Raw genomic sequence first — 13,295 nt, forward strand, 5'->3', positions numbered from 1 at the left:
CTGCTGCCGTTGCGAAGGGCCGCCGCACGGCGTGCCGCGGCCCAGGGCGCCGGTCCGGGAAGGGCCCTGTATCCCCCGGGGCTCACGCGCCGCGGCCACGCTACCGAACGTATTTACCTGGTAACAATGAGAGACTATTATTACCTTTGGTCCCCCAGAGAGTCGCGGTCAGGCGGTGGCCTCGACCGTCCCTACGGTGCCGGGCATGACCGAGACACACGGCGGCATAACGCCGTTCCGAATCGACGTTCCGCAGGCCGACCTGGACGAGCTCCTCGATCGGCTGGCCCGTACCCGCTGGCCCGACGCGCTGCCCGGGGTGGGCTGGTCGTACGGCACCGCACCCGGCTACGTGCGGGAACTGGCCGAGTACTGGCGCACGGGTTTCGACTGGCGCCGGCAGGAGGCGGCCCTCAACGCGTTCCCGCAGTTCACGACGGAGATCGACGGCCAGAACGTGCACTTCGCGCACGTCCGCTCGGCGGAGCCGGACGCGCTGCCGCTGATCCTGACGCACGGCTGGCCCAGCACGTTCGCCGACTTCAGGCACATGATCGGGCCGCTGACCGACCCGCGCGCGCACGGCGGCGACCCCGCGGACGCCTTCCACGTCGTCGTCCCGTCCATCCCCGGCTTCGGGTTCTCCGGCCCGACCGGGGAGACGGGCTGGAACGTCGGGAGGATCGCGGGGGCCTGGAAGGAGCTGATGGGGCGCCTCGGGTACGACCGTTACGGTGCCCAGGGTGCCGACACCGGCGCCCTTGTCTCGCCCTATCTCGGACGGGTCGCTCCAGAGCACGTGGTGGGCGTGCACGTCAACGCGCTCGTGACGTTCCCGTCCGGCGATCCGGCCGAGTTCGAGGGGCTCTCCCCCGACGACCAGGCCGCGCTCGCGGGAATGGAGGCCTGGGAGGAGGTGTCGGGGTACGCGGCGATCCAGTCGACGCGGCCGCAGACCCTGGCGTACGCGATGGCCGACTCGCCGGTGGGGCAGCTCGCCTGGTACGCGGACTGGTTCGCGGGGCACGGCGATGCCATCGGCGCGCTCGACCGGGACGACATCCTCACCAACGTGTCCATTTACTGGTTGACCGGAACCGTCGGCTCGGCCTTCCGTATCTACAAGGAGGGCGGGGACGCGTGGGGGGCCGCACCGGAGCGGTCGCCGGTCCCGCTGGGCGTGGCGGTGTCGGCGGGCGATTCCGCGGTCCGGGCGTTCGCCGAGCGCGACCACAATGTCGTGCACTGGACGAAGCTGGGCAAGGGCGATCACTTCGCCGCCCTCGAGGTGCCGGACCTGCTCTCGGACGACATCCGCGCGTTCTTCCGTCCGCTGCGCTGATCCGGGCCGCTACATGCCCATGACTGAATATAAATAAGCAGTTATACTAGGGGCATGTCTACAGCGTTCGCCGTGCTCGCCGAGCCGGCCCGCCGCCGCATCCTGGACCTGCTGCTGGAACGGCCCCGGCCGGTGAACGAGCTGGTCGAACGGCTCGGCCTGTCCCAGCCGGGGACGTCCAAGCATCTGCGGGTGCTGCGCGAGGCCGGCCTGGTCCACGCCCGGCAGGACGCGCAGCGTCGCGTGTACGAGCTGCGCCTGGAACCGCTGGCCGAGATGGACGCCTGGCTCGCCCCGTACCGCAGGGCCTGGTCCACCCGGCTCGACTCGCTCGAAGAGCACCTGGACCGCAACCCCTAGGCCGGTGGGCCGGCGCGTCCAAGGCCGGCCCACCGCGCCCGGAGCGGCTCAGGAACGGCGGGAGTCGGACGAGCGCGTGCCCAGTTCGAAACGGCCGTTCCCGGGGCGGTCGATCTCGGGGCGGTCGATCTCGGGACGGTCGATCTCGGGACGGTCGTTCCCGGGATCGTCGCCATCGGCGTCCGCGTCGAGATCGTCATCCTCGTCGTCGAGGGTGGGGAGCTTCTGCGTGCGCTGCGGATCCTCCAGCGGCTCGTCCTCCGGGATGGACACCAGGGCCTGGGTCATCTGCGACTCGCGGGTGATGACGCCGCTGGCCAGGACGGTGTTGCGGTGCCGCAGCGCGCCGTTCTCCCGCAGCAGGTCGTCCATGTCCCGGCGGACCCGGGCGACGCGCTTGCTCATGCGCAGGTGGACGGCGAAGCCTCCGACGGCGATCCCGAGGATGGAGCCGGCCAGCACGGGCACCCACATCGCGGCCACCGCCGCGGCCACCAGGGCGATCACCGCCGCCAGCGCGCCTGCATGCCCTTCCGCCCAGTCGAGTACCACGTTGACGGGCTTGGGGATCCTCACTCGCCATCTCCTCCGTTTCGTCAGGGCCCGGCGGGGGTGCGGCCCGGCGGACGCGTCAGGCGGCGGTCCCCGCGTCGGAAAGGGACCGGCCTCGTGGATCGACGTCCGGCACCGGCGCGGCCCGCCCCCGCTCGGTCTGCCCGACGTCGCATGAACGACACGGCCGGGCGCGCGTGTTCCTGAAACCGGCTGAGGTCCGCGCCACACACCGCATCATGAGGTCCCAGAAAACACTAACAGCAAGTGACGAAAGACTTTCAACAGAGCCCATCCGGTCACGGCCCGTGTCCGGGGGACCGCCCGACGTGCCCGCCGCCGTCCGCGCGGCCGTCCGCGCGGCCGGGACCGCGGCGCGGACCGGCGGCGACGTGCCGGGTCGGGATGCGAGCACCGGCCGCGGCCGAATATCGTCACAAGAATGAGCAATCATTTCGACGTCGTGGTCCTGGGCTCGGGCCCGGGTGGATATGTCGCCGCGATCCGGTCGGCACAACTCGGGTTGAAGACGGCGATCATCGAGGAGCGGTACTGGGGCGGGGTCTGCCTCAACGTGGGCTGCATCCCGTCCAAGGCGCTGCTGCGCAACGCCGAGCTGGCGCACATCTTCACCCACGAGGCGGAGAAGTTCGGAATCAAGGCCGAGGGGCCGGTCTCCTTCGACTACGGCAAGGCGTTCCAGCGCAGCCGCGAGGTGTCGGAGAAGCTGGTCAAGGGCGTCCAGTTCCTCATGAAGAAGAACAAGATCACCTCCTTCAACGGCCGGGGCACCTTCACCGACCCCAACACGCTGCAGGTGGCGACGGCCGAGGGCGGCACCGACACCGTCACCTTCGAGCACTGCATCATCGCCGCGGGCGCGCACACCAAGCTGCTGCCGGGCACCTCCCTGTCGGAGCGGGTGGTCACCTACGAGGAGCAGATCCTCAGCTCCGAGCTGCCGGAGAGCATCGTGATCGCGGGCGCGGGCGCCATCGGCGTCGAGTTCGCGTACGTGCTGCACAACTACGGCGTCAAGGTGACGATCGTGGAGTTCCTGGACCGCATGGTGCCCAACGAGGACGCCGAGGTCTCCAAGGAGCTGGCCAAGCGGTACCGCAAGCTGGGCGTGGACGTGCTGACCTCCACCCGGGTCGACTCGATCGACGACTCCGGTGCGAAGGTCAAGGTCACCGTCACCGGCAAGAACGGCGACCAGCAGGTCCTGGAGACCGACAAGGTCCTGCAGGCGATCGGCTTCCAGCCCAACGTCGAGGGCTACGGGCTGGAGAAGACCGGGGTCAGGCTGACCGACCGCGGCGCGATCGACATCGACGGCCGCTCCCGCACCTCGGTGCCGCACATCTTCGCCATCGGCGACGTGACCGCCAAGCTGATGCTGGCGCACGCGGCCGAGGCGATGGGGATCGTGGCCGCCGAGACCATCGCCGACGCCGAGACGATGGAGCTCGACTACGTGATGATCCCGCGCGCCACCTACTGCCAGCCGCAGATCGCCAGCTTCGGCTGGACCGAGGCGCAGGCCCAGGAGCAGGGCTTCGAGGTCAAGACCGCCAAGTTCCCCTACAGCGCCAACGGCAAGGCACTGGGCATGGGCGAGGGCGACGGCTTCGTCAAGGTGATCAGCGACGCGAAGTACGGCGAGATCCTCGGCGCGCACATGATCGGCCCGGAGGTCACCGAGCTGCTGCCCGAGCTGACCCTGGCCCAGCAGTGGGACCTGACCGTGCACGAGGTGGCCCGCAACGTGCACGCGCACCCGACCCTGGGCGAGGCCATGAAGGAGGCCGTGCACGGCCTGGCCGGCCACATGATCAACATGTAGCGCGGCCCCCGCGGCGACGCGCACGACGCCGGCGGCCCGGACCCTCGCGGTCCCGGCCGCCGTTCGCGTTTCCGGGACCGCAACGAATCGCTGGCACCGGCCCTCGAAAAGCAACGAAACACCAGATCAGCGCAACCTCGACGCATTGGATCCGGCCTCCTGGCTTTCTAGACTTTCGATAGAGCCCAGGACCCACAAGGAGACCGCATGACCGTGTCGCCGGCCATGGAGCCGAGCAGCGTCCCGGCCCCGCAGCCCCTTCCGGGGGCGGTGCGGCCCGAACGGGTCGCGCTGCGGCGCCACTACCTGATGTGCCGCCCCGAGCACTTCGCCGTCACGTACGCGATCAACCCGTGGATGGACCCCGCCGCGGGCGCGGACGCGGCACGGGCCGTGGCGCAGTGGGAGTCGCTGCGCGCGGCCTATCTGGCGCTGGGCCACCGGGTGAGCCTGATCGATCCGATCGAGGGCCTGCCGGACATGGTGTTCGCGGCCAACGGCGCGCTGGTGGTCGGGGGCCGCGTGTACGGGGCTCGGTTCGCCCACCCCGAGCGCGCGGCCGAGGGCCCGGTCTACGCAGAGTGGCTGCGCCGCAACGGCTTCCCGAACGTCCTGGAGGCCACGCACACCAACGAGGGCGAGGGCGACTTCCTGGTCCTGGACGAGGTGATCCTGGCCGGGACGGGCTTCCGCACCGATCTCGCCGCGCACCAGGAGGCGCAGGAGTTCCTCGGCCGTCCGGTGGTCACGCTGCGGCTGGTGGACGCGCGCTTCTACCATCTCGACACCGCGCTGTTCCCGCTCGGCGGCGGGAACGTGGCCTACCACCCGGGCGCGTTCTCGCCGGGCAGCCGGGCGGTGCTGGAGCGGCTGTTCCCAGACGCCGTGCTCGCCGGGGCGCGGGACGCCGAGGTGCTGGGCCTCAACGCGGTCTGCGACGGCCGCAACGTCGTGATCAACGCCGAGGCCGCCGGGCTCATCGACGCCCTGGAGCGGAACGGCTACCACCCCGTCCCGGTGGACCTGTCCGAGCTGCGCAAGGCGGGCGGCGGGCCCAAGTGCTGCACGCTGGAGTTGCGCGCCGCGCCGGGCGCACACGTGGACGGCCCGGCGGGCGCGGCCGCGGTCATGTCATCGGGCGCGCTCCTCGGCGCGGCGGCGGAGGGACTCGCGTAGTGGCGGCACCCGGACGCCCTCCTCCGCCATGCGCCGGCGGGCGAGTGTCCGGGTGCGCAGCACGCCGACGAGCCCGGCGCCCCAGAACAGGAACATCACCGTCCACGCCGCGCGGAACGCCTCCGGGGTGAATTCGCGGCCCGGCGACATCACGTCCAGCACGACGCCGATCAGCAGGATCGTGATGAGGGCGGCGACGAAGCCCCCGGCGTTCACGATCCCGGTCGCGGCGCCCTGCCGTCCCGGCGGGTTGAACGTGCGGGCGAAGTCGAAGCCGATCATCGAGCCGGGGCCGCCCAGCGCCACGCACAGCACCAGCACCACCAGCAGCCAGGTCGGGGCGGGCGGTGGCACGGCCAGCGTGACCGTCCAGGCGCCGATCATGAGGCCGATGATCCCGAGCACCAGCCAGGAGCGGCGCAGCGGGAAGCGGGCGACCAGCCCGCCGACCAGCGGGCCGGTGATCATGGTGGCGAGCACCAGGACGGTCAGCAGCGCGCTGGCGGTGGCCGGCGACAGGCCGTGGCCGGAGACCAGGTAGGGGTAGCCCCACATCAGCGTGAAGGTGTTGGCCGGGAACTGGGTGGTGAAGTGCGACCACAGGCCGAGCCGGGTGCCGGGGTGGCGCCAGGAGTCGGCGAGGTCGCGACCCACGTCGGCCAGGGTCGGGGCGGTACCGGCCGGACCGGTTGGACCGTTCCGCAGCACGGCCAGGGCGAGCACGCCGACCAGCACGCCGAGCGAGGCGGCCGAGCCGAACGCGAACGTCCAGCCGGGGCCGTGCAGCAGGGCGACCAGCGGCACCGCGCTGAGCACCTGCCCGAGCTGGCCGAGCAGCCCGGTGAGCTGGGTCACCACGGGGACGCGCCGGGCCGGGAACCAGCGGGTCACGAGGCCGAGCACGCTGATGAACGTCATCGCGTCGCCCGTCCCGACCAGGACGCGGGCGACGACCGCGGCGCCGAGGCCGGTGGAGACGGCGAGCAGGCCCTGCCCGGCGGCCATGAGCAGCGCGCCGCCGGCGATCATCCAGCGCGGGCCGATCCGGTCGAGGAGGAGCCCGACCGGTATCTGGAGGCCGGCGTACACCAGGAGCTGGAGCACGGTGAACGAGGCGAGCATGCCGCCGGAGGCGCCGAACCGGTCGGCGGCGTCCAGCCCGGCGACGCCGAAGGAGGTGCGGTGCAGGATGGCCACGACGTAGGCCAGGATCCCCACGCCCCACAGGATCCAGGCGATCAGCGGGGCCTTGGCGCCGGTTCCGGGAGCGTGGCGGGGGGCGGGTCGGGAGGCGTTTTCAGAAGGGGATTCCGGGGACGTCTGATCATCATGCACGTGTATTTACGATATGCGAGCTTCTTTATGGTCCGTTCCACCGGGGCGGCACACGGCCGCCGATACGGTCGGGGCATGGAGTGGCGGCAGGCCCGCGAGTTCCTCACAGGGAACCGGCACGAGCTGGGTCAGATGGCGAGCAGGCTCTACCCGGACGTGCCCACCGTGGAAGGGACGCCGCTGCTGGCCCGTCCCGAATGGCTCCCCGATACACCGCTCCCGCTGGACGCCCTGCGGCTCCAGTGGAATCAGCATCCCGAGCCGCCCGCCGTGGCCGACCCACGTGACGGGCTACCCGACGGCTTCCGCACCTACGCCGAAGCATGGCAGGCCCTTGCACCGCCCAAGGTGTTCGAGGACCGCCCCAGCTACAGACTGCTCGACGCAGACCTCACCACTGTGGCCCCCACGCTCAGCCTTGGCCCGTCCCACTACTTCGCCGCGGTGAACGTGGGGGAAGCCGTCGCGCACGAACTCGCCGCGGCCTCCAACACTGTGGCGTTAGACACTGTGGCCTTCACTGCGCTCTCCAACACGGGGGCATTGCCTCTGCGACAGCGCGTGGGCGACCCTTGCGACCTCTCCCGCCGTACGGCGTTGCCCGCCATCACCACGCTCACCGTCACCAAGTCCGGCTCGTACGTGCTGCATTGGCGCGACCCGGAAAAGGTCGCGCACGCGGGCGGCCTCCATCAGGTGATGCCCGTCGGCGTCTTCCAGCCGCTCGTGGACGAGCGCGCGGACCTGGACCTATGGCGGTGCATGGTCCGGGAGTTCAGCGAAGAGCTGCTGGGCACGGACGAGGACTACGGCCCCGGCTTCGTCCAGGAGGATTGGCCGTTCCACCAGGCCCTCAGTGCCGCCCGCGACGAGGGCCGGATCGCAGTCCACTGCCTTGGGCTCGGCGTCGATCCCCTGACGCTCGCCTTGGACGTCCTCACGGTCGCGGTCTTCGACGACGCGGCGTTCGACGACCTCTTCGAAGGGCTCGTCGACGTCAACGCCGAGGGCCGCGTCGCACTCGCCCCCTTCGACGGGACGGTCCCGGCCCCGGCGCAGCCTGCCGGCGCCGCCGCGCTGAGGCTTGCGTGGCGGCACCGAGCGGCGCTCCTGCGCTGAACGTCTCACACCCGGGCGAGGTCCTTGAGCTCGTCCATGGCGTCGGTGAGGTGGTCGATGAACTCCGACGGGTTGGGGACCAGGTCGCGGGAGGCGACGATGCCGATGTTCATCTTGCCGTCGTAGGAGAACACGGTGATGTTGACGCCGCCGCTGGCGTCGGTGATGACCGAGATGGGGTAGTAGCCCAGCACCCTGGCCCCGCATATGTAGAGCGGGAACTGCGGGCCCGGCACGTTGGAGATGATCAGGTTCATCGGGCGGACGGTGAGCGTCGGCAGCACCTGCAGCGCCCAGCGCGCGACCGGGCCGGCGATCGGCGCGGGCACCAGCCCGCTCAGCTCCCGCACCCAGCTGCCCGAGGACGCCACGAACCGCCGCTTGCCCAGGTCGAGGTCGCACCGTACGGCGTCGTAGCGCTCGGCCGGGTCGGCGATGTGGGTGGCCAGCGGGGTGGTGATGATGGAGATCTGGTTGCCGGGCGTGGTGTCCCGGCCGTGCCGGCGGTTGTTGCGGCGCAGCGACACCGGCACGCCCACGACCAGGGGCCGGTCCGGCAGCTCGCCGCGCTTGTCGAGCCACTGCCGCAGCGCGGTCGCGCACAGCGCCATCACCACGTCGTTCACGCTGCCGCCGAGCGCGCGGCGGACCTCCTTGATCTCGGCCAGGTCCAGCTCGCCGTACGCGACGGTGCGGTGCCGGCCGATGGGGGCGTTGAACGGGGTCGGCGGCGCGGTGGCCCGGGGCGCCCTGGGCAGCTCGTCGCGGCCCAGCGCCCCCTGCACCATCTGCGACATCCGGCCGACGCCGGGAACCTGCGAGACCACGGGGATCTCGTCCAGGTAGGGCGCGGTGCGGGCCATAGACATCGCGCTGCGCAGCGGGTGCAGCGCGGCCTTGAGCAGGCCGGTGCCGAGCATCTCGATCGGGCTGGGGGCGCGTTCCGGCTCGGCCTTGTCGGCGGGCAGGTCGCGCGGTTCGGGCGACAGGTCGAGCAGCGCGGCCAGGGTCTCGGCGGCCATGACGCCGTCGATCGCGGCATGGTGGGCCTTGACGTACACGGCGGTCAGGCCGTTCCGCAGGCCGTGGATGAGGACCATCTCCCACAGCGGCCGGTCCCGGTCGAGGGGACGTTCGTGCAGCATCGCGACGGCGTCGGCGAGCTGGTCGGGGGTACCGGGGGCGGGCAACCCGATCTCGAAGACATGGCGGCGGGGGTCGAAGTCGGGATCGTCCTCCCAGTAGGGGTGGTCGAGCCCGAGCGGCACCTGGACGAGCCGCTGCCGCAGGGGCAGGGCGGCCAGGTGGGCGCGTTCGCGGACCAGGTCCGCGATGGCGGCGACGGTCAGCCGCCCGCCGGCACGGGAGGCGGCGTCGACGATGGCCAGGCCCGCGACGTGCGCGGGCATGGTGCTGGTCTCGGCGTTGAGGAAGGTCGCGTCAACGGTGTTCAGCTGGCTCATGCTCGTCCCGTCTACTGCTGTGCGGAGTGCGGAGTGCGGAGTGCCGCCTGCTGGTTGGTGCGCTGCCTACCCCTCTAGGAGTTATGGAGTACCGGATGGTAGGTCAATGCGGTCAGGCATAAAGTAACGCCGACTTAACAGGACGTTTCACCCTGTTCACCAGGCACGATTTGGTGGCTCGGGGAATTTTCCCGTCGATCCGACCTCATGTGGTCAGAAAACTTCACAGCTTTGATCAAGATTTGTTCCGCGACATGTGCGGTGATCACGCCGTTAGGCTTTTCGCCATGACGGGACGACCACTCTCCGACATCGTCGAGGCCGGCTGGGCCAAGGCCCTGGACCCGGTGGCGGGACGGATCACGGCCATGGGCGACTTCCTGCGCGCCGAGGTCGCCGCCGGGCGCCGCTACCTGCCCGCCGGCGACCGCATCCTGCGGGCCTTCACCCAGCCCTTCGACGACGTGCGGGTGCTGATCGTCGGCCAGGACCCGTACCCGACCCCGGGGCATCCGGTCGGGCTCAGCTTCTCGGTCGCCCCGGACGTGCGGCCGCTGCCCGGCAGCCTGATCAACATCTTCCGGGAGCTCAACTCCGACCTCGGCCACCCCCAGCCGTCCAACGGCGACCTGTCCCCCTGGGCCGAGCAGGGCGTGCTGCTGCTCAACAGGTCGCTCAGCGTGATGCCCGGAAAGCCCAACTCGCACCGCGGCAAGGGGTGGGAGGAGGTCACCGCGCAGGCCATCCAGGCGCTCGCGGCGCGCGGCCGGCCGATGGTGGCGATCCTGTGGGGCCGCAACGCCCGCGACCTCAAGCCGATGATGCCCGGCGTCCCCTGCATCGAGTCGGCGCACCCCAGCCCCATGTCGGCCGACCGGGGGTTCTTCGGCTCGCGGCCGTTCAGCCGCGCCAACCAGATGCTCCAGCAGCAGGGCGCCCCGCCCGTCGAATGGAGGCTCCCCTGACGGGCTGAGCCGCCCCGGGAAGGTCAGGGAACCTCGGGCAGGCGCAGCAGCAGGGCGGAGAACTCGGTGGGCGCCCCCGCACCGGCGCCGGCGGAGCCGGTCAGCGGGGTCAGCCGGCGCTCGCCGTGGCTCCAGTAGACGCCGGGCGCGCACGGGTCGTCGGCGTCGGCGTGCATCTCCGCGACCACGTCGGCGAAGACCGGCAGCACCTCCAGCACCGCCGTGGAGGTGATCGGGTAGAGCAGCAGCGTGCTGTGCGACGGGACGCCGACCAGCGCGCCGTGCTCGTTCGGGCTCGGCAGGAACTGCTCCACCTCGCTGAGCAGCGCGGAGACGTAGCGGCTGCCGGGCTTGGTCACCACGCGCACGTCGCGGCCGGGCAGCAGCGGCTGGTCCCGCACCGACACGTCGGCCAGCTCGCGGTCATGGGTGTTGGTCATCACATAACCGAGCTTCCGGAGCCCGAGCAGGCCGGCCCGCGCCTTGGTGAGCGGGCCGCCGTAGCGCGGATGCTCGATCATCACCATCGCGTCGAAGTGGTCGCCCGCCGGGACCACGACCAGTCCTTCCCGGTCGCGCGGCGCCAGCTTGGGCACGATGCGCAACCGCAGCAGCTCGCGCACGTCGCCGAACAGCTCCATCTCGCCCACCGCCAGGAAGGCGCGATGGCCCACCTCGCGCACCCACTCGTCCAGCACCCGGGGCCAGGCCGACCGGGGCTCCCGGGCGCAGCGTTCCAGCGCCGTCCAGGTGGAGGCGCGCGCCTCCGACCGGCCGACCGGGAGCACGACCTCGGAGGTGCCGGAGTCGAACCAGGCGCTCGGCGCCACCACCGGCAGCAGGTCCCGGATGAGCGCGTGCACGTCCGCGGCCGCGTCCAGCGGTTCCATGCTCATCCCCCTTCACCCGGATCCACTCGGTCTCACTCAAGATCACTTCATAGCATCATCGCGCGGCGCCGTCCGGGATCACCGGGAGGATCCGGACCGTCCGGCTCCACCATCTCAGAGTTGCGGCCCGCCGCGCGATCGTTCGCCGTCCTCGTCTCCAGGGCTCGTCCCCTGGCTCGGCCGTCCGCGCGCCGTGGCGGGCTCGCCGTTCACCGCGCGCTCAAGTAGCGTGCACCCATGTCCGAAATCGTGTACCCACCGGTCATCATGGCGGCCCGGGGCCTGTTCAAGGCGCTCGACCTCAAGTTCCGCCTCGAGGGAGCGGAGCGGATCCCGCGCACCGGTGGCGCGGTGCTGGTCAGCAACCACGTCAGCTACCTCGACTTCATCTTCGCCGGGCTCGCGGCGCACCCGTCCGGGCGGCTGGTGCGGTTCATGGCCAAGAAGGAGATCTTCGACCACCGGATCGGCGGGCCGCTGATGCGCGGCATGCATCACATCCCGGTCGACCGGGATGCCGGGGCGGCCTCGTTCAAGGCGGCGCTGACCGCGCTGAAGTCCGGCGAGATCGTCGGTGTGTTCGCCGAGGCCACGATCAGCCGGTCGTTCACGGTCAAGGACATCAAGAACGGCGCGGTGCGGATGGCGGTGGCCGGCAAAGTGCCGCTGATCCCCATCACCCTGTGGGGGCCGCAGCGGATGTGGACCAAGGGCCACCCGCGCAAGCTGCTGCAGCGCCGCGTCCCGATCGCCATCACGGTCGGCGAGCCGATGTACCCCAAGCGCGGCGACGACTACGACAAGGCCACCCGCGACCTGCGCGCCCAGATGTCGGAGCTGCTGGAGAAGGCGCAGCGCGGGTACCCCGAGCTGCCCAAGCCCGGACAGGAGTGGTGGCAGCCCGCCTACCTCGGCGGTTCCGCGCCGACGCCGGAGGAGGCCGCGGCGCTCGACCTCAAAGAGCTCGAGGCCCGCAAGTCCACGCGGGGCGACGGTTAATTCGGTGGACGGCCCGCGCCGCGGCCCCGGATCATCGGGGGCATGACCATGTCACGGGAGGGGCCGCAGGAGATTCCGGAGATCCTGCATCTCGTCGAACCGCCGGAGGCACCCGACGCCTACGGCACCGACGGGATGCCGCCCGTGGTGCTCAATCTGAGCGACAACAACTCGTTCGCCGACGTGATGGACGTGCTGTCGCTGCGCCCTTTCGCGTCCGGCGAGCAGCCGTGGTCGCGGGCGACCCGGCTGGAGCACGTCAAGGAGGACGCCCCGCTGCGCCCGGAGTCGGCGAAGCTGCTGCGGGTCGCGCACGAGAACGGCAAGGAGTCGGTGCTTGCCGAGGGTGAGGGCTGGACGCTGCTCACCAACCGGTGGAAGAACCGCGCCGCCTACGTCTCGGTGTCCGCGGTGAGCGACGAGCTGGCCGAGTCGATCATGGACGAGTGCGTGCGGGACGCCACCGAGCCGCCCAAGACCGACGACGCCAACGTCGAGATGGGCTTCTGGCACATGGGGACGCACGGCCCGGTCCGTACCGAGCGGGCCATCTCCGCCGACACCTGGGACGGCATCCGGCGCAACTACACCGCCCCGGTCGCCGAGGCGCTCGACCAGGTGATGGGTCTCACCCGGGAGGACGTCGCGGGCCGGCTCCTGCTGCTGCACGGCCCGCCGGGCACCGGCAAGACCACGGCGCTGCGCGCGCTGGCACGTTCCTGGTCGTCCTGGTGCCAGGCCGACTGCGTGCTCGATCCGGAGGCGCTGTTCGGCACGCCCAGCTACCTCATGGAGGTCGCGGTCGGCGAGGACGACGACGAGGACCGCCGCTGGCGGCTGCTCATCCTGGAGGACTGCGACGAGCTGATCCGCGGCGAGGCCAAGCAGTCGACCGGGCAGGGCCTGTCGCGGCTGCTCAACCTCACCGACGGGATGCTGGGCCAGGGCCGCGACGTGCTCGTGGCCATCACCACGAACGAGGATCTGGCCCGGCTGCACCCCGCGGTGGTGCGGCCGGGACGCTGCCTCGCGCAGATCGAGGTGGGGCCGCTCACCCGAAGCGAGTCGCTGGCCTGGCTGGAGGAGGGGACCGACCGCCCCGAGACCGACGCCGGGACCCTCGACAAGGAGATCGGCGCGGACGGCGCGACGCTGGCCGAGCTGGTGGCGCTGCGCAAGGGCGAGAAGTCCCCGGAGACCCAGACCCCACCCTCGTCCAGCACAGGCTTCTACCTGTAGGCCTCTGGC

12 protein-coding genes are annotated in these 13,295 nt (G+C 71.2%); 8 read left to right on the forward strand and 4 right to left on the reverse strand.

The features are described from left to right. Positions 1-205 precede the first annotated feature (205 nt). Together ABD340_RS27655 and ABD340_RS27660 are read left to right on the forward strand one after the other, a co-directional pair. Entirely contained in the window at positions 206-1,342 is a 1,137-nt protein-coding gene (locus tag ABD340_RS27655) for an epoxide hydrolase family protein (RefSeq protein WP_344592793.1), read from the forward strand. Between the two features lie 54 nt (positions 1,343-1,396). Continuing rightward, the gene (locus tag ABD340_RS27660) at positions 1,397-1,702 is read left to right on the forward strand and encodes an ArsR/SmtB family transcription factor (RefSeq protein ID WP_344592795.1); all 306 of its coding nucleotides are present in this window, start codon (positions 1,397-1,399) and stop codon (positions 1,700-1,702) included. 48 nt (positions 1,703-1,750) lie between these two features. On the opposite strand, the gene ABD340_RS27665 is transcribed toward ABD340_RS27660, so the two are convergent. Then, positions 1,751-2,278: a hypothetical protein gene (locus tag ABD340_RS27665; protein WP_344592796.1), complete on the reverse strand. Its 528-nt coding sequence runs from the start codon at positions 2,276-2,278 to the stop codon at positions 1,751-1,753. A 418-nt stretch (positions 2,279-2,696) separates the two neighbouring features. On the opposite strand from ABD340_RS27665, the gene lpdA reads away from it, so the two are divergent. Together lpdA and ddaH are read left to right on the forward strand one after the other, a co-directional pair. Then, the gene (gene lpdA / locus ABD340_RS27670; RefSeq protein WP_344592798.1) at positions 2,697-4,100 is read left to right on the forward strand and encodes a dihydrolipoyl dehydrogenase; all 1,404 of its coding nucleotides are present in this window, start codon (positions 2,697-2,699) and stop codon (positions 4,098-4,100) included. Positions 4,101-4,307: 207 nt separating this feature from the next. Next, positions 4,308-5,276, forward strand: coding sequence for a dimethylargininase (gene ddaH, locus ABD340_RS27675; RefSeq protein WP_344592799.1), 969 nt, complete (start codon positions 4,308-4,310; stop codon positions 5,274-5,276). Here the strand turns inward: ddaH and ABD340_RS27680 are convergent. Continuing rightward, the gene (locus ABD340_RS27680) at positions 5,232-6,611 is read right to left on the reverse strand and encodes an MFS transporter (RefSeq protein ID WP_344592800.1); all 1,380 of its coding nucleotides are present in this window, start codon (positions 6,609-6,611) and stop codon (positions 5,232-5,234) included. The two genes, ddaH and ABD340_RS27680, sit on opposite strands and share 45 nt — an antisense overlap. Before the next feature lie 75 nt (positions 6,612-6,686). Here ABD340_RS27680 and ABD340_RS27685 point away from each other — a divergent pair, with 75 nt between their 5' ends. After that, complete coding sequence (locus tag ABD340_RS27685) at positions 6,687-7,730, forward strand: hypothetical protein (RefSeq protein WP_344592801.1); 1,044 nt, start codon at positions 6,687-6,689, stop codon at positions 7,728-7,730. Between the two features lie 5 nt (positions 7,731-7,735). On the opposite strand, the gene ABD340_RS27690 is transcribed toward ABD340_RS27685, so the two are convergent. Further along, positions 7,736-9,193, reverse strand: a complete 1,458-nt coding sequence (locus tag ABD340_RS27690; RefSeq protein ID WP_344592803.1) for a WS/DGAT/MGAT family O-acyltransferase — start codon at positions 9,191-9,193, stop codon at positions 7,736-7,738. Between the two features lie 287 nt (positions 9,194-9,480). Between ABD340_RS27690 and ABD340_RS27695 the strand changes: the two genes are divergently transcribed. Further along, on the forward strand, positions 9,481-10,158 hold the full coding sequence (locus tag ABD340_RS27695; RefSeq protein WP_344592805.1) for a uracil-DNA glycosylase: 678 nt from the start codon (positions 9,481-9,483) through the stop codon (positions 10,156-10,158). A gap of 23 nt (positions 10,159-10,181) precedes the next feature. On the opposite strand, the gene ABD340_RS27700 is transcribed toward ABD340_RS27695, so the two are convergent. Beyond that, complete coding sequence (locus ABD340_RS27700; RefSeq protein WP_344592806.1) at positions 10,182-11,054, reverse strand: hypothetical protein; 873 nt, start codon at positions 11,052-11,054, stop codon at positions 10,182-10,184. A gap of 231 nt (positions 11,055-11,285) precedes the next feature. On the opposite strand from ABD340_RS27700, the gene ABD340_RS27705 reads away from it, so the two are divergent. Continuing rightward, a complete protein-coding gene (locus tag ABD340_RS27705) occupies positions 11,286-12,047 on the forward strand; it encodes a lysophospholipid acyltransferase family protein (protein WP_344592808.1) in 762 nt (253 codons plus the stop codon). 42 nt (positions 12,048-12,089) lie between these two features. Next, on the forward strand, positions 12,090-13,286 hold the full coding sequence (locus tag ABD340_RS27710; protein WP_344592809.1) for a DUF5925 domain-containing protein: 1,197 nt from the start codon (positions 12,090-12,092) through the stop codon (positions 13,284-13,286). Positions 13,287-13,295 lie beyond the last annotated feature (9 nt).

The sequence above is a fragment of the Actinomadura vinacea genome (assembly GCF_039532545.1).
Lineage (GTDB): Bacteria > Actinomycetota > Actinomycetes > Streptosporangiales > Streptosporangiaceae > Spirillospora > Spirillospora vinacea.